Source organism: Streptomyces sp. NPDC001508 (assembly GCF_040298665.1).
GTDB lineage: Bacteria > Actinomycetota > Actinomycetes > Streptomycetales > Streptomycetaceae > Streptomyces.
In genome coordinates this window covers 138,424-160,410 of sequence record NZ_JBEPAP010000009.1, presented here as the reverse complement: position 1 = coordinate 160,410, position 21,987 = coordinate 138,424, and the positions used below count along the sequence as shown (strand labels likewise).

Here is a 21,987-nt window from a genome sequence, read left to right as displayed (position 1 = left end):
AGGCTCCTTTCAGCGGCCGCTGATGACATTGGCGGCACGTGCGATGAACGAGGTGCGGCGCAGGCCGGAGTTCTCGTGCCGGTCGGCGGCGCGGTAGGCGATGTAGAGACTGCGTACGCCCAGCCAGCGCAGCGGCTCCGGTTCCCAGCCGCGCACCGTACGGTCGACCCAGGGCAGCCGCGTGAGATCGGTTTTCTGACGGAGGATCAGGTCACGCAGGGTGCGTCCGGCGAGGTTGGTCGTGGTCACGCCGTGCCCGACATAGCCGCCGGCCCAGCCGAGTCCCGTGCGCTCGTCCAGGTGGACGGTGGCGCACCAGTCGCGCGGCACGCCGAGCACCCCGGACCAGCTGTGGTCGACCGCGACGCCCTCGGTGGCCGGGAAGTGCTGTCTGAGGACGGCCTGCAACTGCAACTGGGTGGCGGCGCGGGTCTCGCCCCGATGGTCGACGTGGGAGCCGAACATGTACGGGATACCGCGCCCGCCGATGGCGATACGTCCGTCGGCGGTGCGCTGGATGTAGCAGTAGGAGTTGGCCTCGTCGCCGATCAGTTCGGCGCCGCGCCAGCCGATCTCCTCCCACACGGAGGCGGGCAGCGGCTCCGTGACGATCATGCTGCTGTTCATGGGCAGCCAGACCCGGCGGTGGCCGCGCAGCCCGGCGGTGAACCCCTCGAGCGCCCGGATGACATGGGTCGCCCGGACGGTGCCGTGCGCGGTGACCGCCGCATGGGGGCGGATCTCGGTGACCTCGGTGCCCTCGTAGACGGCGACGCCCATCCGCTCGACGACATCGGCCAGGCCCCGCACCAGCTTGGCGGGCTGGATACGGGCGCAGTGCGGGCTCCAGTGGGCGCCGCGGGCGTCGGCGATACGGACCCGGTCGGCGAGTTGGTCACGGTCGAGTTCGACCAGGTCGTTCTCGCTCCAGCCCTCGGCGCGCAGTGACGGCAGTTGCTCGCGCAGCCGTCGCTGCTGCGCGTCGTTGGTGGCGACGTGCAGCAGGCCGTCCTTTTGTATGTCGGCCTCGATGCCTTCCTCGGTGGCGACCCGGATGACCTCGTCGACGGAGGAGAACATGGCGCGTTGCAGGGCGACGGCCGGCTCCCGGCCGTGCGACTTGGCGTAGCGGCGCATCTGGCCGGGCGGCTCAGCGCTGAGCCAGCCGCCGTTGCGGCCGGAGGCGCCGAAGCCGGCGAACTCCTTCTCCAGGACGGCGATCCGCAGGTCGGGCTGGGCCTGCTTGAGGTAGTAGGCGGTCCACAGGGAGGTGAAGCCGCCGCCGACGAGTGCGACGTCGACGTCGAGGTCGCCGGGCAGCGCGGGACGGCGGGAGGGGACGCCGCCTTCCCGGAACCAGAAGGAGACGTCGCCGTTGACGAAGGTGGGGCTGGTGGTGAGGGTGACGCTCATCGTCCGCTCTCTTTCACGGTGGGGACCGGGACCCGGTCACCGGAAGTGGATGGGCGGGTGGTGCCGGTGGGATCGTCGAGCAGGACGCCCCGCTCGACGTCCCAGACCACGGTGACCTCGTCGCCGTGGCGGACGCCGGACAGCCGGTCGGCCTGCTCGCGGGAGAGCAGTACCGTGCCGTCGGGCAGGGTGAGTTCGAGCTTGCGGCCGGAGCCCAGGTATATCTCCTGGGTGACCCGGGCGGGCAGTGCGTTGACCCCGGCGGCGACCGGCGCCTCGGCCTGCTGCACCCGCACATGCTCGGGGCGGACCACGACGGCGGCCGCTCGACCCGGGGCCGCGCGGCCTGCGACCCGTACCGTGCGGTCGCCGACGCGCAGGAAGGAGTCGTCGCCGTCCGGTTCGACGTGTCCCCGGACGGTGCAGGACTCGCCGAGGAACTCGGCCACGAAGAGGCTGCGGGGCCTTTCGTAGAGTTCGCTCGCGGTGCCGACCTGCTGGATGCCGCCGTCGTCGAAGACGGCGATGCGGTCCGACAGGACCAGTGCCTCGTCCTGGTCGTGGGTGACGAAGACGAAGGTGGAGCCGACCTCCTGATGCACCCGCTTGATCTCCATCTGGAGTGATTCGCGCAGCTTCTTGTCGAGTGCGCCGAGCGGCTCGTCCATCAGCAGCACGCTCGGCTCGTACACCACGGCCCGGGCCAGCGCGACCCGCTGCTGCTGGCCGCCGGAGAGTTCGCGCGGCCTGCGGTGGCCGTAGCCGGTGAGCCGCACCGTCTCCAGGGCCGCCTCGACCATCTCGGCGCGGCGGGCCCTCGGCACCTTGCGCTGTTTGAGCGGGAAGGCGACGTTCTCGGCGACGGTCATGTGCGGGAAGAGCGCGTAGTGCTGGAAGACCATGCCGATGTCACGCCGGTGCGGTGGCAGGTCCTGCATCTGCCTGCCGCCGATGGTCAGCGTGCCCGAGGTGGCGGTGGTGAACCCGGCGATGATGTTGAGGGTGGTGGTCTTGCCGGAGCCGCTGGGGCCCAGCAGGGTCATGAACTCGCCCGGTTCGATGACCAGGGAGACGTCGTCGACGGCGACGGAGTCCGCGTACTCCTTGCGCACCTGCGTCAGTTCGATGCGGGCTCCGCGCGCCTTGATGAGGCGGGTCTCAGCGGACACGGTTCCTCCTGGCGGTGGCGAAGGTGGCGGCCAGTACGAGCACCGTGGTGAAGACGATGATCAGGGTGGCGGCCGCGGCGATGGTGGGGTCGGTGTCCCGGGTCACGCTGGCGAACATCCGGACCGGCAGGGTCTGCAGGTAGGGGCTCTGGATGAACAGCGAGACCACGACCTCGTCGAAGCTGGTGACGAAGGCGAACAGCGCACCGGAGACGACGCCGGGGGCGATCAGCGGCAGGGTCACCTGCCGGATGGCGGCCCACCGGTTGGCGCCGCAGATCAGCGCGGCGTCCTCGAGGCGCCGGTCGAAGCCGCGCAGGCTCGCGGTCACCGGGATGATCACGAACGGCAGGGCCAGCACGGTGTGGGCGGTGACGAAGCCGAGCAGGGTGCCCAGCAGGTTGTACTGGAGGAAGAGCGCGTACACGCCGATACCGACCACCACGGTGGGCACGATCATGGGTGCCAGCAGCAGGCCGTACGACGTCTTCACCCAGCGTGATGCGGACCGGGTGAGCGCGATCGCGGCGGCGGTGCCGAGGACGGTGGACACCAGGGCGACGAGGGCGCCGATCTGGAGCGAGGCGAGCATGGCATCGGTCCACTGGCGGTTGGTGAAGAAGTTGGAGTACCAGCGGGTGGACCAGCCGCTCGGCGGGAACACCAGGGACGCCTTGTCGGTGAAGCTGAGCGGGATCACCACCAGGGTCGGCGCGATGAGCCAGCAGCCCACCAGGGCGCTGAACGCCCAGAGCGCGATCCGCGCGATTCCGGTTCTCATCGGGCTCCTCCCCGGGCACGGGTCAGTCGCAGGACGACGCCGACCAGTGCGAGCAGGACCAGCGTCACCGCCAGCAGCACCACGCCCATCGCTCCGCCGCGGCCCCAGGCGAGCAGCCCGTTGACCTGGGTGAAGATCTGTTGCGAGATCAGCGCCTGGTCGGGCGAGCCCAGGAGTGCCGGGGTGATGTAGAAGCCGAGCGAGGTGATGAACACGGTCAGGGAGCCGGCGCCCACGCCGGGCAGCGACAGGGGCACGAAGACCCGCAGGAACGCGGTAGCCGGGCGGGCGCCCATGCCCTGCGCGGCGTCGAGGAGCCGGCGGTCGATGCCGCTCATCACCGCGAACAGCGGCAGCACCATGAAGGGCATCAGCACCTGGGACATGCCGATCACCACCCCGGCGGGGGTGCGGATCAACTGCAGTGGTCCCAGGCCCACGGTGCCGAGGAGCTGGTTGACCAGGCCGTTGTCCTGGAGCAGCACCACCCAGGCGAAGGTGCGCACCATGAGGCTGGTCCAGAACGGCAGCAGCACCAGCAGGGTGAGCCAGATCCGCGCACGGGCGCCGACCACGGTCATCAGGTAGGCGTACGGGTAGGAGAGCACCAGTGTCACCAGGGTGACGACGGCACCGATGGTCAGCGTGCGGACCAGGGTGGCGAGGGCGACGTCACTGGTGAAGAACCAGGAGTAGTTGCCCGCGCCGGGCGTCGGCTCGGTGACGCTGCGCCAGATCATCAGGCCGAGCGGCACCAGGAAGAGCACGGCCAGCAGGACCACCGCGGGCAGCAGCAGCCATCCCCATCGGCCGTCGGCGCCCTTGCGGGGCCGGCTGCCGGTGGCCGGGGAGGCGATGTCGATCAGGGCTGTCATCGCTCACCGCGCCAGCCAGTCGGACCACTTCTGGATGATCTGCTCCTGGTTCTTCGCCCACCACGCGCTGTCGACCTTGAGTGCCTGGGACTGCCGTTCGGGGGTGGTGGTCAGATACTGCGAGCCGAGCTTGTCGAGCTTGGGGCGGGAGTCGGTGTTGATCGGCGAGTAGGAGGTCAGTTCGGTGAGCTTGGTCTGCTGGGCGGCGCCGAGGTAGTAGTTGATCAGTGCCATGGACGCCTTGGGGTTCTTGGCGCCGACGGGGACGGCGATGGAGTCGGAGACCGGCAGGAACTGGTTCCATTGCGGTGCGAAATGAGCCCCGTTCTTGACCGCCGAGTAGGCGCGGCCGGACCACACCATGGCCATGGAGACCTCGCCGGACTCCAGCAACTGCTGAGAGCGGGCACCGGTGTCCCAGAAGACGATGGAGGAGCGGACACTTGTCAGCTTCTTCAGCGCCCGGTCGACGTTCAGCGGGTACAGCTGGTCGGGAGCGACCCCGTCGGCGAGCAGGGCCGCCTCCAGCGCGCCCGGGGACGCGTCCGACGGGATGCCGGGTACGGCGCGTTTGCCCGGGTACTTGGCGGTGTTGAAGAAGTCCGCCCAGCCCTTCGGCGGGTTGCTGCCGAACTTCTTCTTGTCGTACATCAGGACCACGCCGTAGCTCATGGCCGGCACGGAACACTTGCCCCGCATGTTCTTGGGCAGCTTGGAGGTGTCGACGATGGTGGTGTCGAGCGGCATCAACAGCTTGCCGCACTGGCGCTCGGCCCACAGGGTGTCGGTGTCCACCACGTCCCAGGTGACGTTCTTGGCGTCGACCTGGGCCTTGATCTTGGTGTAGTCGGTGGGGCCGTCGGAGAGCAGCTTCGCCCCCGACTCGGCGGCGAACGGCTTCACCGCGGCGGCCTCCTGGCCGTCCTGGAAGATGCCGCCGTAGGAGGTGAAGGTCAGGGTGACACCGTCGAGCGCGCCCTTCTTGACCTTGCCCGCCTGGGCCGGCCCGGGGCCGAGGTCGACATCGGCCGAGGTGGGGCTGGTGCCGACGCAGCCGGTGAGGGTCAGGAGCAGGGCACCGACGGCAGCGGTACACCCCATGATTTTGTGTGATATTCCGGGCATGACTGACTCCAGGGATGAGCGGTGAAGGCGCACGGAGACGGTGCAGGCGCCAAGCGCACGACGCGGGCACGGGGCACGCGGGACGCCGGTGAGAGAGGGACGGGGAAGAGGTGTGCGCCACAAGGAGGGGAGGGGGCGCGCCACGAGATGTGACAGTGCGCCGCAGGGGAGGTGTCGGGGTGCGGTCAGTCCGGTGTCGGCGGGCTGATGATCCAGAGGATTTCGGCGGGTGTTTCATGGCTGTTGACCACGCGATGCGGCACCGAGGAGCGGTATTCGATGCTGTCGCCGGCTTCCAACTCATGGGAGCGGCCGTCGAGTTCGACTCGCACGGCACCACTGATCACCAGGAGGATCTCCTGGGAGTCGCCATGGGTGTAGGCGTCGTCACCGGTGGAGGCCCCCGGGTCGAACTCGCCCGAGTACACCTCCAGATGACCGAGCGGACGCTGGGAAATAAGGAATTTGCGGCTTCCCGGGGCGGTGTGCAGCATGGGCCGGTCGGCCCGTCGCACCGCCTTCGGACCGGGCGCGCTGTCCTGGTCGAACAGATCGGCCACGGTGACGCCGAGCGCCACGGCGATCCGCCGCATCATGCCGATGGAGGAGTTGACCTGCCCGCGCTCCAACTGGCTGAGGAAACCGGGGCTGGCCTGGGCCGCCTCTCCCAGGGCCCGCAATGACATCCGCCGCATCTTCCGGTACTCCCGGATCCTGGCTCCCAGAGCCAGGTCAGCGGCTTCGGCGAGGACTTCGCCGGAGCGTTCCTGCAGTGAACGATCAGTCATGGGCGAACACCTGATGCAACGTCAGCGAACACTTTGTTCGCTGGAGTGATACGGACCGTACGCTGGCGTGATGCGCAACACAAGACCCCGTCACCGCCGTCACCGGACCGTGACCAACCTCGTCAACCGGCCGTCGCCCAGGGTCAGCCGTCCGGCGCGACACGTGTGCGGGTGACCCGCCAGAGGTCGGCGAGGCGGGTCAGTCCGGCGGTCAGCTCGTCCGGGTCCTTCCAGAAGGGGATGCGAAGGTGGTCCTGGAAGCCTTCGACCGACGAGAACACCGGGCCCGGCACGATGACGATGCCGTTGCGCCGGGCCGTCTGGGCGAACGCCGTCGTGTCGGTGCCCGGCAGGCGCACCCAGAGGCCGCTGCCGCCCTGCGGCTCGGTCCACGACCACTCCGGCGCATGCCGATTGAGGGTGTCGACGGCCGCACGCAGGCTGCGGAGCAGATGGCGGCGACGCAGCGAGCGGGCGTTCGCGAGATCGTCGAGACCCGGTACGGGGCGAGGACACGCGGCAGCCACCTCCAGTCCTTGGGCCATTCCCGCGGAATTGGCCCTTGAGAGGCCAATCGGCCGACCACAGTATTGGGCCAACCGTTCCGCGCCACAAGCGGAACCAGGCGAGGAGCGTCAGTGTGGCCGTCATGCTGTTCGGGACCCTGGACACCAAGGACCGGGAGTACACGTTCGTCCGCGACCTCGTCGTGCGGCTCGGGCTGGACGTCGTGCTCGTCGACACCGGCGTGCTGGGGGCGTCGGCCCTCGCGGCCGACGTGACGGCGGCCGATGTCGCCGAAGCCGCGGGCACGAGTCTGGAAACGCTGAGGGCCCGGCGCGACCGTGGACACGCGCTGGCGACGATGGCCGCGGGGACCAAGGCCGTCGCCGAGGACCTGTACACACACGGCAGGCTCAGCGCAGTGCTCGCCCTCGGCGGCAGCGGCGGCTCCTCGGTCGCCGCCGCCGTCATGCAGTCGTTGCCGGTGGGCCTGCCGAAGCTGCTGGTGTCGACGATGGCCGCCGGTGACGTCTCCGCCTACGTCGGCACAAGTGATGTCACGCTCATGTACAGCGTCGTCGATGTCGCAGGTGTCAACTCGATCTCACGGCAGGTCCTCGCCAACGCGGCGGCCGCGATCGCCGGAATGGCCACCGCGTACGACGCCCGGCGAGCTGCCGGCCCGGTGCCGCAGGACAAGCCGCTCGTCGCGGCGACCATGTTCGGCGTCACCACCCCGGCCGTGGACACGGCGCGGCGACGGCTGGAGGAGCTGGGCTATGAGGTGCTGGTGTTCCACGCGACCGGCTCGGGCGGACGCACGATGGAGGCGCTCGTCGCCGAGGGCCATATCGCGGGTGTGCTCGACCTCACCACGACGGAGATCGCCGACGAGGTCGTCGGCGGTGTGCTGTCCGCCGGACCGGACCGGCTCACCGCCGCGGCCGTGGCCGGCGTGCCGCAGGTGGTGAGCCTAGGTGCGCTCGACATGGTGAACTTCGGTCCACGGAGCACGGTGCCGCAACGGTTCGAGGACCGCACGCTGCTGGTCCACAACGATGCGGTGACGCTGATGCGGACGAGCGCGGCCGAGGCCGCCGAGATCGGTGGCGTGCTGGGCGAGAAACTCGCCGCGTCGACCGGCCCGGCCACCTTGTTCGTGCCGCGGGGCGGGATCTCCGCCGTCGATGCCCCGGACCGGCCCTTCTGGGACCCGACGGCGGACGCCGGGTGCGCCGACGCCGTGCTTGAGGCGGTGGCCGACAGTGCCGTCGAGGTCGTCGACACCCACTGGCATGTCAACGACGCCGCGTTCGCCACAGCGGCCGCCGACCATCTGCACCAACTCATCCTGAGGACGCGTCATGGATCGTAACCAGGCACTCGCCGCCTTCCGCGGCCAACGGCAGGCGGGACGGCCCATCATCGGAGCCGGTGCCGGCACCGGCCTGTCCGCCAAGGCAGCCGAGGCGGGCGGCGTGGACCTGCTCATCATCTACAACTCCGGACGCTTCCGGATGGCCGGGCGTGGCTCGCTGGCCGGGCTGCTGCCCTACGGCGACGCCAACGCGATCGTGCTGGAGATGGCCGGCGAAGTGCTGCCCGTCGTCGAACACACACCTGTGCTCGCCGGAGTCTGCGGCACCGACCCGTTTCGCCGTATGCCGTGGTTCCTCGACCAACTGCATGCCATGGGGTTCACCGGTGTGCAGAACTTCCCGACCGTCGGCCTCATCGACGGCGTCTTCCGTGCCAATCTGGAAGAGACCGGCATGGGCTTCGATCTTGAGATCGAGATGATCAGGCTTGCTGCGGAGCGCGAACTGCTCACCGCTCCCTATGTGTTCGACTCGGCGCAAGCTGCCGCCATGGCGCAGGCCGGCGCCGACATCATCGTCCCGCATCTGGGTCTGACGGCGAAGGGCAGCATCGGCGCCCGGACGACGATCAGCCTCGATGAGGCCGTTGACCGCATCCAGGAGATGCGTGACGCCGCCGTCGCCGTCGCCCCCGACATCCATGTGCTGTGCCACGGCGGGCCGCTCGCCGAACCCGACGACGTGCGCCACGTCCTGGACCGGACGCAGGGCATCGCGGGGTTCTTCGGCGCTTCGTCGATGGAACGGCTGCCCACCGAACGTGCCATCGCGGCTCAACTCCGCGCGTTCAAGCAGCTTCCCGCAGCCGACTGACCCTGCATCGATACGAACAGGAGACAACCGATGCACCGAAACCCGGACTCGATCCCCACCATGGTCTTCGACTGGGGGTCGATCAAATGGCATGTGACACCGGACGCCGTTCCGGGCGCCTCTTCGACGCTGGGAGAGGTGGTCATCAACCCCGACAAGGGCCATGACCGGCATGAACACCCCGATGCCGACGAGGTCCTCTATGTGATCGAGGGCGAGGGCAGGCAGACCGTCGGCGACGGCCCGGAATTCCCGGTACGGGCGGGCGATGCCATCTGGATCCCCAAGGGCACCCCGCACTCGACGTGCAACACCGGCTGGCGTCCGCTGCGCCTGGTGGCGACATACACACCCGGCGGCGCGGAGAAGGCACTGAGGTCCGTGCCCGGCTTCGTCGAGCTGGCTCCGGGACAGGCTCCGACGTGGGCGGTGGCGTCCCGTGGGTGAGTTCAAGCGCCACCGGGGCGGCCACGTCATTCCCGTCGTCGAGCCGGCCGTCTTCCCCGTCCACCGCGGCAAGCGGTTCATCGTGACCGGCGGCACGGGCGGCGTCGGCTCCGCGACCGTCGAACTGCTGCTCAAGCAAGGTGCCTGCGTGGTCATCGCCGATGTGTCCGAAGACGCGGCGGCGAAGCTGGCCGACACACTCGGCGGGAGCGACCGGGGTGTGCACGCGATCGGACTCGACCTGCGGGAGGAGGCATCCGTTCGTGCCGCGGTCGACCGGGCCGTGAGCACACTCGGCGGTGTGGACGGGCTGGCGAACGTCGCGGGCATGGTGAAGATGGCTCCCGCGCTCGAGCACGTGCGGTCCCTGTGGGACGACCAGTTCGCGGTGAATGTCTTCGGCCCGTTCGAGATCACACGTCTGGTGGCGGCACAGATGATCGACCAGGGCACGGGTGGCAGCATCGTCAACGTCGCCTCGGAAGCCGGCAAGAGGGGGCACCCGGACATGGTGGCCTACAACGCCGGCAAGGCCGCGATCATCAATCTGACCCGGGTCACCGCCGAAGAGTGGGCTCCCCACTCCATCAACGTCAACTGTGTGTGCCCCGGTGGCGTCGAGACACGGATGCTCCATCAGGTCGCCGACACCCACGCCCAGCACACGCCCGCCGATGCCGACGACATCTTCGCGTTCATGGCCAACGAGCAGTTGGGCCGGCACATCGCGCCGATCGAGGTGGCGTCGGTCATCTCCTTCCTGCTGAGCGACCAGGTGCAGGCGATCCGCGGGCAGAGCATCAACGTCGACGGTGGAAGCTGCCCCTACTGAGCGAACACAGGGGGAATCGCACCCACCACCGAGGGACGGGGGCACCGCAGACACCAGCGAGAGAGAGCCGATCATGACCCAGCCGAGCGGATTCGAAAACCCGGAGCACGTGCCTCATCCCGTGGACGACAGACCACCCGCGGGGCGTCTGGTTCTCTACGGGCTGCAACACCTGCTGACCTTCTATGCGGCGATCGTCGTGCTGCCGGCGATCATCGCCGCGGGCATCGGGTTGTCGGCGCGCGACACGGCTGTGCTGCTGAGTGCCGTGGTGTTCACCGGCGGCATCGGGACACTCATCCAGTCGATCGGATTGTGGAAGATCGGGATCCGGCTACCGCTCGTGCTCGGGGGATCCTCCGTCGTGATCGGGCCGGCGATCGCGATCGGCAACGCTCACGGCGGCGGCGTCACCGGTCTGCTGACGATCTACGGAGCTGCCGTACCCGCCGGGCTCGTCGTCTTCCTGGCCGCTCCGCTCTACGGAAGACTGCTGCGGTTCTTTCCTCCGCTGGTGACGGGAACCGTCATCACCATGGTCGGGCTCGCTATTCTCCCCATCGGTGTGACGCTGGCCGGCGGCGGTGACGCGTCCGCGGCCACGTTCGGCAGCCCGCGCAACCTGGCCATCGCGGGCGCGACCGTGCTCACCGTCGTCGTCGCCTACCGCGTCACCACCGGGTTGCTCAGGAGCATCGCCATCCTGATCGGCCTGGTCGTCGGCGGTGTGGTCGGTGTCGTGCTCGGAGCCGTCGACTTCAGCGGTGTCGCCGAAGCCCGCTGGCTCGCCTTCGTCGGGCCGTTCCACTTCGGGTGGCCCCGATTCGACCTGTCCGCCGTCGTGTCCATGAGCATCGCCATGATCATTGTGGCGGTCGAGAGCACGGCGAGCTTCTTCGCGGTCGGCGCGATCGTCGGCCGGGCACCGGACCAGCGCGCCGTGACGCGAGGCGTGCTCGGCGAGGGCCTGGCGACGATGCTCGGCGGTGCCTTCAGCCCGCTGCCTCCCACGACCTTCAACGGGAACGTCGGACTGGTGCGGACGAGCAACGTCCGCAGCCGGTTCGTCTGCGCGGTCGCCGGGGTTTTCATGATCGTTCTGAGCTGTCTGCCCAAAGTGGCGGCGGTCGCGGCAGCGCTGCCCAAGGCCGCCGTGGGAGGCGCCCTGCTCGTGCTGTTCGGCACCATCGCGACCGTCGGAATCCACACGCTCTCCCGTGCCGACCTGAGCAGTGATCGCAATCTGATCACCGTCGCCGTCAGCCTCGGGGCGGGAACCGTACCCGTCGCGCAGCCGCAGTTCTTCCACGCCTTCCCCCAACAGCTCCAAGTGGTGCTCAAGAGCGGCATCGTCGTCACCGCGCTCGTCGCGATAACGCTGAACATCTTCTTCAACCATCTGGGGTCGAGAACCCGGCAGACACAGGACGCCGGAGCCCTCGCGGCCGAGTAGCCGCCGTCACCACCGCGCATGGAGCGGCGTCGGTCACCTGGACTGTTTTGCGCAGGATGGGACCGCGGAGCACCCTGTAAGGGGGCCGCTGGCCTCCACGCACAGTCGATCCGGGAACACCGGGAACATCGGTCGGACAGTGGACCCCCATGCACCAGGAATCTGCGGAGCCCTCCCGGCAGGGCGACGATGTCGGAGTGGCGAGGATGTCAGGCGAACTCACTGCCTGGGGGCCTGGCGGACGCCGGTTGCTGGGTCTCGACCCCGAGGAGACGGTGGGGCGCTCTTTCTTCGACCTGTTCTCCGAACCCGCGCCGTCGGCGCTCCGCCGGTGCTGGGCGGGGCGCGAGACCTGGAGCGGGATGGTTCTTCTCCGGCATCGTGAGGGCCATGTGAAGCGGGCGGGCATCCGTCTGCGGCCGTTGTCGGACGGTGCGGGCGACACCATCTGGGTCATCGACGCCACAGGGGCCACAACGGGTGGCGACAGGACAGGTGAACTAGCGCTCCTCAAGCAGTGGGCCATCGACCAGATGCCCCTGCCCGTGACGCTCTGCGACCGCGGCCTCGTCCGTATCGCCGTCAACCCGGCCGTGGCCACCGGACTGGGCAGAGCCGAACAGGAACTCGTCGGATTCCGCCTGGGAGAGGACGCGCGCGGGCCGCTGCCACCGCCGCTGAGGGCGGTCGCCGAAGCCGCCGAGCAGGTCCTGCGCACGGGAGAGCCGGTGGCCTTTGAGCCCCGGGTCAGGACGCCGCGTGACGCCGCTCCGCGCGCCTGGCTCAGCTGGGTGTATCCGGTCAGGGATCCCGAGGGGCAGGTCCGGGCCGTGGCCTTGGCCGCCGCCGACAGCACGGCGCAGTACCAGGCGCGCCTGCGGCTGAATGTCCTGAACGAGGCGAGCGAACGGGTCGGCACCACGCTCGACCTCGCCCGCACCGCCGATGAACTGGCCCAGGTCGCCACCGAGCACTTCGCCGACTTCGTCACGGTCGACATCCTGGACGGTGTGCTCCGCGCAGAGGAGGGCGGCGGCGTCGATCCGGGCGAGACGGTGGCGTTCCGGAGAGTCGCGCAACGCTCTGTCCTGCCCAGTTGCCCGGAGTCCGGGGTCAAGCCCGGTCAGCTGCACACTGCCCAGGTCAGCGAGTCGATCGCCCGTGCGCTGAAGGCCGTGCGGCCCGTGCTGGGCCGACCGGACGACCTCGACGCCGGCGGACGGTTGCCGGCCACCATCGCCCGGTCCATGGCTGTGGAGCACGGAATCCATTCCATTGTGGCGGCGCCGCTGCACGCCCGCGGTGTCATGCTCGGTCTGGCCACATTCTTCCGGCACAGCGCTCCGAATCCTTTCAACGACGAGGACCTGCGGCTCGCAGGGGAACTGTGCAGTCGTGCCGCGGTGTACATCGACAATGCCCGTCGCTACACCCGCGAGCGTCTGACGTCTTTGGCCCTGCAGCGCACTCTGCTGCCCGAGCGGGTCCCCTTTCGGTCGGCCGCAGCCGTGGACATCGCCTCCCGCTATCTGCCTGCCACCGCGGCGATCGGCATCGGGGGCGACTGGTTCGATGTCATTCCCCTGTCGGGCGCGAGGGTGGCCTTGGTGGTGGGCGACGTCGTGGGCCACGGCATCCACGCCTCGGCAACCATGGGACGGCTGTGCACGGCGGTGCGCACGCTCGCCGACGCCGACGTGACCCCCGACGAACTCCTGACCCAGCTCGACGACCTCGTGCTGCGCCTGGACGAACAGGCCGCCGCGAAGGGGAGCGCGGTGCCGGGGACAGAGCTGGCGGAGGTCGGCGCGACCTGTCTGTACGCGGTCTACGACCCCGTATCGGGTCGCTGCGCGATGGCCCGTGCGGGTCACCCGTTGCCGGTGCTCGTGACGCCCGACGGCTCCGTGCGGTTTCTGGAGCCGCCGGCCGGGCCGCCACTGGGTGTGGGCGGGCTGCCGTTCGAAGTCGCGGAGTTCGACACCCCGGAGGGCAGCGTGCTCGCCTTCTACACCGATGGCCTGGTGGGGGACGCCCGGGGGGAGCCCGAGGCCGAACTGCGTATGTTCCGCGAGGCGCTCGCCGTCCCCGGGCGTGAGCTGGAGACGGCATGCGACGCACTGCTGAGCCACGTGCCGGCCGGGCGCCACTCCGATGACGCGGCGCTCCTGCTCGTCCGGACCAAGGCCCTCACCGACGACCAGGTCGCCGTCTGGCAGCTGACGCAAGACCCCTCCGGCGTGGCCGAGGCCCGCCGGTCAGCGATGGATGTGCTCGCCGCCTGGAACCTGCGGGACCAGCAGTTCGTCACCGAACTGGTCATCAGCGAGCTGGTCACCAATGCCCTCCGCTACGGGAAACCGCCCGTTCAACTGCGTTTGATCCGCGACACGGTGCTCATCTGCGAGGTGAGTGACACCAGCAGCACCGCCCCGCACCTCCGCCGGGCCCGCACGTTCGACGAGGGCGGCCGTGGCCTCCTCATCGTGGCGCAGCTGACCCGGCGCTGGGGAAGCCGCCAGACCCCCACCGGCAAGACCATCTGGGCCGAGATCCCCATCGTGCCGTCGACGCCGCCACTGCTTCACAAGATCTGACCTGGGCGGTTTCCGCGCTCCGCAAGGCCATCGAGCGGACCGGGCCGCCCGGTCCGCTCAGTGCTCAAGTCCCGTCCTCAGCAGGCGTTGCAGCGGTCCTCGCGCGGCGAGCAGTGCGAGGCCGAGCACGATGCCGCACACCGCGGTGAGAGCGAAGTAGGAGGTGTTGTCGATCACGGTGAACAGTTGGCCGAGCTGGCCCGACAGGGACGAACCGAGGGCGAGTGTGAGGAAGTTCAGGCCCACCATCTGGGACGTGAACTTCTCGGGGCCGATCCGCGTGGCCAGGGAAAGGCCGATCGGGCCGACGAAGACCTCGGAGGAACCGGCCGCCATCATGAACAGGAGAATGAGGACCAACGGGATCCGGGCGTGCCCGGTGGCCTCGGAGATGACGAGCAGAAACAGATACGCGCAGCCGATCTGGACCAGCCCGATGGCGACCTTGGTCACCGGACCGGGCTGACGCTCCCCCAACGTGTTCCACATCCGGGCGACGAGCGGGATGACGAGGACCAGCGCCAGCGGGCTGACGGTCGTGATCCATGCGACCGGGAACCTCCAGCCGCCGACGTGCAGATCGATGCGTTCGGTGATGAGGATGGAGATCGCGGTGAACTTCTGGAACAGGAAGCCGAAGTAGACCCCGGAGGCCAAGAAGAGGGGGAGGTAGCCGAGGACGCGCCGGCGCTCGTCGCCGCTGACGGCCGACGAGGTGGTCATGGTGAGGAAGTAGGCGGCCGCGGCCACCAGCGCGGCGATGGTCACCACGGTGGACAGGTTCTCCGCCCGCAGCACCCCGGTGGCGACGGCCGCGCCCACGGCGGCGAGGAAGGCGACGCCCGCCATGACGACGAACGGACGGCGGCCCGCGGGCAGGGGGTTGTTGACGGTCCGGGCGCGTTCGGGCAGATGCTTCATCGAGGCGACGTACTGGACGAGCGCGGCACCCATCCCGACCGCCGCCAGTGCGAACCCGTAGTGGAAGCCGACTTCGCTCTGGACCAGACCGGTGGTGAGCGGGCCGGCCACCGCACCGATGTTGATGGCCATGTAGAAGTAGGAGAAGCCGGCGTCCCGGTGGCGGCCGTCCGGGTTCTGGTCCAGTACGAACCCGACGATCGAGGTGATGTTCGTCTTCAGCGCACCGGTGCCGGCGACGATGCACAGCAGTCCGGCGCCGAGGCCGACAAGGCCGGGGGCGAAGGCCAGCACGATATGTCCGCACGTGATGACCACGGCACCGTACAGCACCATGTGCTGCGGGCTGACGAGCCGGTCGCCCAGCCAGGCACCGAGTATCTGACACAGATACACGGTGCCGCCGTAGGCGCCGACGATGCCGGCCGCGACGGACGGGTCCACGGCCAGGCCGCCCTCGGTCACCGCGTAGAGCAGGTAGAAGGAGAGGATGCCCTGAAGGCCGTAGAAGGAGTAGCGCTCCCACATCTCGGTGAGCGCCATGCTCCACAGGCCGCGCCCGAAGGGACGCTCGGACACACCCGTCGTGGCCCCGTGTGTGTCGCGGACGGCGGTTGTCTGGTGCCGTGTCTTTCTCACTCGCTGAGTCCTTCCCGATCGAGAGAGTGCCGGCCGTGGGTGGGCGGCCGGCACGGATGTTCTGCGAGACCGCGCGCGACACCGACGCCGACAGGGGAATCGGGGGGGGTGTGCTCCGCGCGGCGGCCGCGGGTCAGATGACGCGGGTCAGATGACGCGGGTCATCTGAAGGAACTGCCTGGGCACGGACGCCGACGGCGCGCTCGCTCCTGTCGGCGACCGCGCCGTCGGCAACAGCGGCCGACGGCGCCCCGATGAAATCCGCCCGGGTGGCTCAGGGCGGTGTGCCTGCCGGACCGGTCAGCCGGTGATGCCGGTCAGTGCGCGGTCGACGGCTGCGGGCGTGCGGGCCACATCCGCGTCGGTGTGCGCCGCCGAGATGTACCACGCAAGCCCGCTCTCCTCGGCGTGGATGCCGCCGCGGATCAGGTCCTCGGCCAGATCGCGCAGGGGCTCGCTCCGACCGGCGACCACGTCGGCGCAGCCGCGCCCCGGGTCGGGCGGGCGAAGGTTTTCTCGGTCATCGAGGTGTTTCTCCGGCCAGCTCGCTCAGTACGGGATCGCCGTCCCAGGCGGAGATCGGCGGATAGGCGTCCGGGTCGGTGATCACATCGATCACCGTGGCCACCGGGGAAGCCAGCGCGGCGCGCAGGGTGCCAGCCAGCTCGGCGGGCGATTCCACGCGTACGCCGCGTGCTCCGCACGCCGCGGCAATGGCCGCGTGATCGACCGGTGCGAAGTCGATGGCGTCGGTGTGGGTGGCGAACTGGTGCAGCTCGGAGTGTTTCTGGTAGCCGAGGATCGCGTTGTTCAGCACGACGACGGTGATCGGCAACCCCATGCGGACGGCCGTCTCGATCTCGGCCCAGCAGTGCCCGAACCCGCCGTCACCGACGAGCGCGACCACGGGGCGGTCCGGGTGTGCGGCCTTCGCGCCCAGCGCCATGGGCACTCCCCAGCCCAGTCCCGCCAGGCCGCGCGGCGCCAGGAACCGCTGGCCGGCACGCCGGGCGCGCAGACCGTTGCTCATCCACACGGAGCTGTAGCTCGCGTCGGCCACCACGATGGTGTCCACGGTCAGCTGGGCGTCGAGTTCGCGCATGATCCGCTCGGGCCGGATCGGCGAGGACTCCGATCCCGCCAGCGGCTCGATCTGGGCCTGGTGCGCACGCCGTGCCGCCTCGATCCGGGCGGCCACCTGCTCGCGGGCGGCCGTGCGGACGTCCAGCGAGCGTGCGCTCAGCTCGTCGATGAGCGCCCGCAGGGTCAGCTTGGCGTCGCCGACCAGCCGCAACGCCTCGTAAGTGCGGCCCACTTCGACCGGGTCCACGTCGAGGTGGACATAGGTCGCCGACGGCGGGAACAGCCGCCAGCCGTCCGTGGCGTTCTCGTTGGTCCTCGTGCCCACGAACAGGATCAGGTCGGCGTCCTCCACCAGCGGGCGTGCGTGCCGGGTCGCCCCGTTGACACCCATGGCGTAGCCGATCACGCCGACGGACAGGGGGTGGGTCTCGTCGACCGAGCCCTTGCCCATCGCGGTCGTGGCCACCGGCAGGGAGGCGAGCTGCTGGAGTTCGGCCAGTTCGGGCACGGCCCCGGACCCGTGCACCCCTCCCCCGGCGACCACCAGCGGTCGCCGGGCCGTCGCGAGCAGTTCGGCCACCTGGGTGATCTGCTGCGGGCCGGGAGCGTACCGGTCCAGCGGGAACCGGCCGTACCGGGCTCGCCGGGCGGAGGCGACCGGTACGGGCTCGGCGAGGACGTCCTTGGGCACCAGCAGCACGACCGGCCCGGGACGGCCGGAGGCCGCTTCCGTCATCGCCGTGTCGACATAGTCGTCGACCCTGGCCGGGTCGTCGAGCCGGTGGATCGCCTTGGCGCAGGCGCTGAACAGCTTGATGTGATCGAGTTCCTGGAAGGCGTTGCGGTCGCGGGCCGGCCTCGGTACCTCCTGCACGATGGCGAGCACCGGCACCGACGCCTTGTACGCCTCGGCCAGGGGCGGCACCAGCAGGGTCGCGGCGGGCCCGTTCTGTGCCGCCACCACGCCGACCCGGCCGGTCACCCGGGCATAGCCGTCGGCCATGGCGCCGCCGGCGTTCTCGGTGCGGTAGACGACCTGCCGTATCGACTGCTCCGGCGTCGCCAGGAAGAACAGTGAAGGCAGGCTCTGTCCGAACACGTCACGGACTCCGTGGCGTCGCAACGCCGCCGCCAGATTTTCGGCGACCGTATGTCCCATCTTCACTCCTCCATCGAGCTTCATCTGCGGTGCCGGAGAGTTCAGCACGGGCCGGAGCGAGGGGTCCAATAGGGGTTTTCACGCCGACGATAAGCAGGGGTTATCGGCGCTTTCGACGGCTCCGCACAGGTGTCGGCGACGGTCTCGGCCGCACCCTCAGCAGCAGGCTTGCGAGGTCATCCCAGGTGTTCCCGGCACAGCTCGATGAACCGGTCCACCGGCGCCTGCGCGGCGTTCGGCCGCCATGCCACCACCAGCGTGCTGGTCGGGACCGGCTCGGTGAAGCGTCGCACACACACTCCGGGCGGGCAGAGTTTTCGCGCCCGGTGCTCGTCCAGGACGGCGATACCGACGTGGCCGGCCACCTCACGCAGGATGTGCTCGGCGTCGGGCTGCTCAATGGCCACCCGCTGGGGTCGCTCGCCCCAGATCTGCCGCCGGATGTCGTCGTGGTAGGCCGGTCCCTGCGCTCTGGGCCAGTGCACCAGCGGCAGCTCGACCACGTCGTCGGGCGAGACGCGCTCGCGGGCCGCCAGCGGATGGTCGTCGGGCAGCGCCACGACCAGCTCCTCGGTCGCGACGACCAGTGACTCCACGGCCCGCGAGCGCACCGTCGACCGCACGAAGGCGACGTCCACCTGGTCCGCCTCGAGCAGTTCCAGGTTCCGGCTCGTCCACGCCGCGGACAGCGACAGCCGGACCGTGGGGTGGCGCAGCCGGAAACGTTCCACGAGTTCGTGCATCGTCAGATCGGCACCGGAGCGGGTGTAGGCCACCCGCAGCGCCCCGCCGGGCTGCTCCGCCGCCGCCCGCACCCGCTCGACACACAGCCTGGCATCGGCGAGCACCCGCTCGCCCTGCTCCCGCAGCACCTCACCGGCCGTGGTGAGCGTGATCGCCTTGGTGCCCCGGCGGATCAGTGGTGTGCCGAGTTCGTGCTCCAGAACCTTGATCTGCTGGGACAGGCCCGGCTGCGAGATGTGCAGTTCCTCGGCCGCCCGGCCGAAATGGAGCACCCGCGCGAGTACCAGAAAGTACTCAAGTCGCCGCAGTTCCACATCGGGGATCCTACCGGGACCCCGGACAGGTGTGATGCCGTCGCGCCCCGTCCCGGCCTCTTGGGCTCCGGTGACCGGGGCGCGACGGCCGCTCAGTGCGCGGGCGTCGCCGCGTCGGCGGCCCGGGCCAGTACGTCGGCCAGTTCGGCGGCCAGCTCGGGGGTGGCGGCGACGACACCGGACCAGCGGCGGGTCAGGTCGGTGTCGAAGACGAGCGGGCGTCCGCGGACGTCGAGCACCGCTCCCCCGGCGCGCGGCAGCATGACGGCCGCCGCGGCGAGGTCGACCAGGCGGTGGGTGTCGGAGCAGGCGTCGGCGAAGGCGTCGATGGCACCCTCGGCGACCAGGGCCGCTTCCAGGCAGGTGGTGGACAGGATGCGGACCCGGGCGGCGCGGGAGGCGGCGGCCCACCAGGCGGCGGCCGGGCCGGGCCTGCCGGTGTGCGGGCGCAGCAGGGACAGCGCGGCACCGGACAGTTCTGTGCGTCCCGAGGTGCGGTACGCCACCGGCCGGTCGCGGTGGGCCCACCAGCTTCGGCCGGTGTCGAGCCAGACCGTGTGCGCCTCCGTGAACTCCCCGTCGACGGCGACGGCGGCGGCGAACGCGGTGAGCGGAACACCGGCGGCGCCGTTGGCCGAGCCGTCGAGCGGGTCGATGACCAGGGACACCGCGCTGCCGTTGTCGATCCAGCCGCTCTCCTCGGACAGCACATTGACCCGGTACGGGCGCAGCGCGTCGAGCACGGCGTCCTCGACGAGCCGGTCGATGTACATGGTGGGGGTGCCGTCGGCGCCGGTGGCCACGGGCTCGGCCAGTGTGGTCCGGTCGTGTGCGGCCCGTGCGTCCCGGTAGGTGTCGAGTGCGGCCCGGGCGGCGGCGAGGAGCGCCGGGTGGGTGCCGGGGTCGGTCGTGGTCATGGTCACCGTCCTGTGGCCTGCAGCAGCCGGGCCGTGGAGAGCGGGGTGTCGTCGCCGTCGCGGGTCTCCTCGGCGAGCAGGGACATCCGTACGGTGGGCCGGCCGCCGTCGGCGGTGACGACGACCAGGTCGGCGCGCAGCCCCGGGACGAGGGCGCCGCGGTCGGTGAGTCCCGCGGTGCGCGCGGCGCCCGAGGTGATGAGCGCCACGGCGGTGTGCAGCGGGGCCACCCCGCGCTCGGCCAGTTTCAGGGCGGCGGCCAGCAGTGTGGTGGGCATGTAGTCGCTGGACAGGTTGTCCACCAGTCCTTCGGTGATCAATGTTTCGGCGCTGACGTTGCCGCTGTGGGAGCCGCCCCGCAGCACGTTGGGGGCGCCGGCGACCACCGGCATCCCGGCGTCGCGTGCGGCGCGGGCCGCCTCGCGGGTGGTGGGGAACTCGGCGACGGCGGCGCCCGCCGCCCGTACCCCGGCGAGTTCCTCGGCGCTCTCCACGTCGTGGGCGAGCAGCCGGATCCGTCCCGCGCGTGCTTCCTGGCCGAGGTGGGCGAGGGTGCGGGCGCGCTGCGGGAAGCCGTCCGTGCGCTCCTCGATGCGGTCGCGTATGAACCGCTCGGCGTCCTCGGCGGACACATTCTCCTGCTGCTGGATGATCCCCCGGTACGTCTCCAGGTTCCGGTACTGGCCCTGGCCGGGTGTGTGGTCCTCGTAGGAGACCAGCGGCGGCACATCGGTGTGCGGCTGCGCCGCGAGAACGCCCTGGAGGGCGGCCAGCGCGTCGGCGTCGCGGGCGTCGAGGCGGTGCAGCACCCGGTGGTCGACCAGGCCGACGCCGGCCGCGGCCCGTTCCCGTACGGCGGCGGTCAGCGCCAGTGAGCGCTCGATGGTGCGGTCCTTTTCGAGCTTGGTCTGGTAGCTGACCGCGTGGTGCATCGTGGTGACCCCGGCGGCGCGGACCCGTCCCTCGAAGCTGCGTACGGCGAAGCCCGCCTCGAACTCCACGGTGGGACGGGGCCGTTGCTCCTTCTCCAGGGCGTCGCTGTGGGTGTCGATGATGCCCGGCAGGAGCAGGGCGCCGCCGAGGTCGAGGGCGCCGGCCGGGACCGCGCCCGGGGTGAGCGGTGCGGCCTCGGTGATCCGGCCGTCCTCCACGACGACGAGGGCGTCGTCGAGGGTACGGTCCGGGAGTACGGCGCGGGCGTGGGCGAACACGTAGCGGCTCATCGGGCCACCTCCAGCGGCAGGTTCGCATCGTGCAGGATGTCGCCGGGGGTACCGGTGGCCAGCACCCGGCCGCCGCCGAGCACCACCACGCGGGTGGCGAGGCGCTCGATGGCGTCGAGGTCGTGGAAGACGGACAGCACGGCGGTGCCGGTCTCCTCAAGGCGGGCGATCAGGTCCAGGACGGCGGCGCGGTTGGCCGGGTCGAGGGCGGATACCGGCTCGTCCAGCAGCAGCAGCCGGGGCGGGGCGATGGTGCCGGCGGCGATGTTGACGCGCTGCTTCTGCCCGCCGGACAGGACGGTGGCGTGCATGTCCCACAGCTGCTCGGCGATGGCGACCTGGCGCAGCGCGGCGGCGGCGGCTTCCTCGGCGTCGGCCCGGTCCATGCCGCGTGCGACGCCGGCCGAGGCGACGATGGACAGCACGGAGCGGCGCGGCTGGGGGCGCAGGAACTGGGAGACATAGCCGATCTCCTGGCCGCGCAGGTCGGCGGCCTCGGCGTCGGGCAGCGCGGCCACGTCGAGGAGTTCACCGTGTGCGGTGCGGAACCAGATGTGGCCCGAGCCGGGCAGATAGGTGCGGTACACGCAGCGCAGCAGGGTGGACTTGCCGGCGCCCGAGGTGCCGGCCAGGGCGACATGCTCGCCGGGCCTGACGTCGAGGTCGACGCCGTGCAGGGCGTCGACGGTGCGGCCGTCGATGGTGTGCAGGGTGAAGTCCTTGCGCAGTGCGCGCACGGACAGGACGGTGTCGCCGGGCACGTCCGCGGGGGCGGCGGGCCGGGCGGGGGTCATGACGGGGGTGGTCATCG

At 70.4% G+C, this 21,987-nt stretch carries 20 protein-coding genes; 6 read left to right on the top strand and 14 right to left on the bottom strand.

The genetic code is table 11. The features are described 5' to 3' along the window. Window positions 1–9 precede the first annotated feature (9 nt). The 7 genes from ABT245_RS11890 to ABT245_RS11860 form a co-directional block, all read right to left on the bottom strand. Window positions 10–1,413: an NAD(P)/FAD-dependent oxidoreductase gene (locus tag ABT245_RS11890; protein WP_351732014.1), complete on the bottom strand. Its 1,404-nt coding sequence runs from the start codon at window positions 1,411–1,413 to the stop codon at window positions 10–12. Next, window positions 1,410–2,582: an ABC transporter ATP-binding protein gene (locus ABT245_RS11885; protein WP_351732011.1), complete on the bottom strand. Its 1,173-nt coding sequence runs from the start codon at window positions 2,580–2,582 to the stop codon at window positions 1,410–1,412. Before ABT245_RS11885 ends, ABT245_RS11890 begins: the two co-directional genes overlap by 4 nt. After that, the gene (locus ABT245_RS11880) at window positions 2,572–3,363 is read right to left on the bottom strand and encodes an ABC transporter permease (protein ID WP_351732008.1); all 792 of its coding nucleotides are present in this window, start codon (window positions 3,361–3,363) and stop codon (window positions 2,572–2,574) included. The genes ABT245_RS11885 and ABT245_RS11880 overlap by 11 nt, the downstream gene beginning before the upstream one ends. Continuing rightward, on the bottom strand, window positions 3,360–4,238 hold the full coding sequence (locus tag ABT245_RS11875; RefSeq protein ID WP_351732005.1) for an ABC transporter permease: 879 nt from the start codon (window positions 4,236–4,238) through the stop codon (window positions 3,360–3,362). The genes ABT245_RS11880 and ABT245_RS11875 overlap by 4 nt, the downstream gene beginning before the upstream one ends. Window positions 4,239–4,241: 3 nt before the next feature. Beyond that, window positions 4,242–5,339, bottom strand: coding sequence for an ABC transporter substrate-binding protein (locus ABT245_RS11870; RefSeq protein WP_351732003.1), 1,098 nt, complete (start codon window positions 5,337–5,339; stop codon window positions 4,242–4,244). Window positions 5,340–5,548: 209 nt separating this feature from the next. Then, window positions 5,549–6,151: a helix-turn-helix domain-containing protein gene (locus ABT245_RS11865; RefSeq protein ID WP_351732000.1), complete on the bottom strand. Its 603-nt coding sequence runs from the start codon at window positions 6,149–6,151 to the stop codon at window positions 5,549–5,551. Between the two features lie 143 nt (window positions 6,152–6,294). Beyond that, the gene (locus ABT245_RS11860) at window positions 6,295–6,678 is read right to left on the bottom strand and encodes an aminotransferase class I/II-fold pyridoxal phosphate-dependent enzyme (RefSeq protein ID WP_351731997.1); all 384 of its coding nucleotides are present in this window, start codon (window positions 6,676–6,678) and stop codon (window positions 6,295–6,297) included. A gap of 122 nt (window positions 6,679–6,800) precedes the next feature. On the opposite strand from ABT245_RS11860, the gene ABT245_RS11855 reads away from it, so the two are divergent. The 6 genes from ABT245_RS11855 to ABT245_RS11830 all read left to right on the top strand — a co-directional run bounded on the left by ABT245_RS11855 (window position 6,801) and on the right by ABT245_RS11830 (window position 14,176). Continuing rightward, window positions 6,801–8,030, top strand: a complete 1,230-nt coding sequence (locus ABT245_RS11855) for a Tm-1-like ATP-binding domain-containing protein (protein ID WP_351732112.1) — start codon at window positions 6,801–6,803, stop codon at window positions 8,028–8,030. Continuing rightward, the gene (locus tag ABT245_RS11850) at window positions 8,020–8,847 is read left to right on the top strand and encodes a phosphoenolpyruvate hydrolase family protein (protein WP_351731995.1); all 828 of its coding nucleotides are present in this window, start codon (window positions 8,020–8,022) and stop codon (window positions 8,845–8,847) included. The genes ABT245_RS11855 and ABT245_RS11850 overlap by 11 nt, the downstream gene beginning before the upstream one ends. Window positions 8,848–8,877: 30 nt before the next feature. Then, a complete protein-coding gene (locus tag ABT245_RS11845; RefSeq protein ID WP_351731993.1) occupies window positions 8,878–9,294 on the top strand; it encodes a cupin domain-containing protein in 417 nt (138 codons plus the stop codon). Next, on the top strand, window positions 9,287–10,126 hold the full coding sequence (locus ABT245_RS11840; RefSeq protein WP_351731990.1) for an SDR family NAD(P)-dependent oxidoreductase: 840 nt from the start codon (window positions 9,287–9,289) through the stop codon (window positions 10,124–10,126). The genes ABT245_RS11845 and ABT245_RS11840 overlap by 8 nt, the downstream gene beginning before the upstream one ends. Window positions 10,127–10,199: 73 nt before the next feature. Beyond that, the gene (locus tag ABT245_RS11835; protein WP_351731987.1) at window positions 10,200–11,579 is read left to right on the top strand and encodes a nucleobase:cation symporter-2 family protein; all 1,380 of its coding nucleotides are present in this window, start codon (window positions 10,200–10,202) and stop codon (window positions 11,577–11,579) included. 149 nt (window positions 11,580–11,728) lie between these two features. After that, window positions 11,729–14,176: a SpoIIE family protein phosphatase gene (locus tag ABT245_RS11830; protein WP_351731985.1), complete on the top strand. Its 2,448-nt coding sequence runs from the start codon at window positions 11,729–11,731 to the stop codon at window positions 14,174–14,176. A 57-nt stretch (window positions 14,177–14,233) separates the two neighbouring features. Here ABT245_RS11830 and ABT245_RS11825 read toward each other — a convergent pair whose 3' ends face one another. The 7 genes from ABT245_RS11825 to ABT245_RS11795 all read right to left on the bottom strand — a co-directional run bounded on the left by ABT245_RS11825 (window position 14,234) and on the right by ABT245_RS11795 (window position 21,985). Further along, on the bottom strand, window positions 14,234–15,736 hold the full coding sequence (locus ABT245_RS11825) for a peptide MFS transporter (protein WP_351731983.1): 1,503 nt from the start codon (window positions 15,734–15,736) through the stop codon (window positions 14,234–14,236). 300 nt (window positions 15,737–16,036) lie between these two features. Further along, window positions 16,037–16,210 (bottom strand): hypothetical protein, encoded by a 174-nt coding sequence (locus tag ABT245_RS11820; protein ID WP_351731980.1) that lies wholly within the window; start codon window positions 16,208–16,210, stop codon window positions 16,037–16,039. Between the two features lie 46 nt (window positions 16,211–16,256). Then, entirely contained in the window at window positions 16,257–17,978 is a 1,722-nt protein-coding gene (locus tag ABT245_RS11815) for an acetolactate synthase catalytic subunit (RefSeq protein ID WP_351731977.1), read from the bottom strand. Between the two features lie 176 nt (window positions 17,979–18,154). Next, window positions 18,155–19,036, bottom strand: a complete 882-nt coding sequence (locus ABT245_RS11810) for a LysR family transcriptional regulator (RefSeq protein ID WP_351731975.1) — start codon at window positions 19,034–19,036, stop codon at window positions 18,155–18,157. A 92-nt stretch (window positions 19,037–19,128) separates the two neighbouring features. Continuing rightward, window positions 19,129–19,953: an inositol monophosphatase family protein gene (locus tag ABT245_RS11805; protein ID WP_351731973.1), complete on the bottom strand. Its 825-nt coding sequence runs from the start codon at window positions 19,951–19,953 to the stop codon at window positions 19,129–19,131. Between the two features lie 2 nt (window positions 19,954–19,955). Then, complete coding sequence (locus ABT245_RS11800; RefSeq protein WP_351731971.1) at window positions 19,956–21,176, bottom strand: alpha-D-ribose 1-methylphosphonate 5-triphosphate diphosphatase; 1,221 nt, start codon at window positions 21,174–21,176, stop codon at window positions 19,956–19,958. Then, complete coding sequence (locus ABT245_RS11795) at window positions 21,173–21,985, bottom strand: ATP-binding cassette domain-containing protein (RefSeq protein ID WP_351731968.1); 813 nt, start codon at window positions 21,983–21,985, stop codon at window positions 21,173–21,175. Before ABT245_RS11795 ends, ABT245_RS11800 begins: the two co-directional genes overlap by 4 nt. Between the last annotated feature and the right edge of the window lie 2 nt (window positions 21,986–21,987).

Bases quoted from the DNA above. Each gene is read 5' to 3' on its own strand.
- ABT245_RS11890 (WP_351732014.1), bottom strand. From the start codon at position 1,413: ATGAGCGTCACCCTCACCACCAGCCCCACCTTCGTCAACGGCGACGTC.
- ABT245_RS11880 (WP_351732008.1), bottom strand. From the start codon at position 3,363: ATGAGAACCGGAATCGCGCGGATCGCGCTCTGGGCGTTCAGCGCCCTG.
- ABT245_RS11875 (WP_351732005.1), bottom strand. From the start codon at position 4,238: ATGACAGCCCTGATCGACATCGCCTCCCCGGCCACCGGCAGCCGGCCC.
- ABT245_RS11870 (WP_351732003.1), bottom strand. From the start codon at position 5,339: ATGGGGTGTACCGCTGCCGTCGGTGCCCTGCTCCTGACCCTCACCGGC.
- ABT245_RS11865 (WP_351732000.1), bottom strand. From the start codon at position 6,151: ATGACTGATCGTTCACTGCAGGAACGCTCCGGCGAAGTCCTCGCCGAA.
- ABT245_RS11855 (WP_351732112.1), top strand. From the start codon at position 6,801: ATGCTGTTCGGGACCCTGGACACCAAGGACCGGGAGTACACGTTCGTC.
- ABT245_RS11850 (WP_351731995.1), top strand. From the start codon at position 8,020: ATGGATCGTAACCAGGCACTCGCCGCCTTCCGCGGCCAACGGCAGGCG.
- ABT245_RS11845 (WP_351731993.1), top strand. From the start codon at position 8,878: ATGCACCGAAACCCGGACTCGATCCCCACCATGGTCTTCGACTGGGGG.
- ABT245_RS11835 (WP_351731987.1), top strand. From the start codon at position 10,200: ATGACCCAGCCGAGCGGATTCGAAAACCCGGAGCACGTGCCTCATCCC.
- ABT245_RS11830 (WP_351731985.1), top strand. From the start codon at position 11,729: ATGCACCAGGAATCTGCGGAGCCCTCCCGGCAGGGCGACGATGTCGGA.
- ABT245_RS11815 (WP_351731977.1), bottom strand. From the start codon at position 17,978: ATGGGACATACGGTCGCCGAAAATCTGGCGGCGGCGTTGCGACGCCAC.
- ABT245_RS11805 (WP_351731973.1), bottom strand. From the start codon at position 19,953: ATGACCACGACCGACCCCGGCACCCACCCGGCGCTCCTCGCCGCCGCC.
- ABT245_RS11800 (WP_351731971.1), bottom strand. From the start codon at position 21,176: ATGAGCCGCTACGTGTTCGCCCACGCCCGCGCCGTACTCCCGGACCGT.
- ABT245_RS11795 (WP_351731968.1), bottom strand. From the start codon at position 21,985: ATGACCACCCCCGTCATGACCCCCGCCCGGCCCGCCGCCCCCGCGGAC.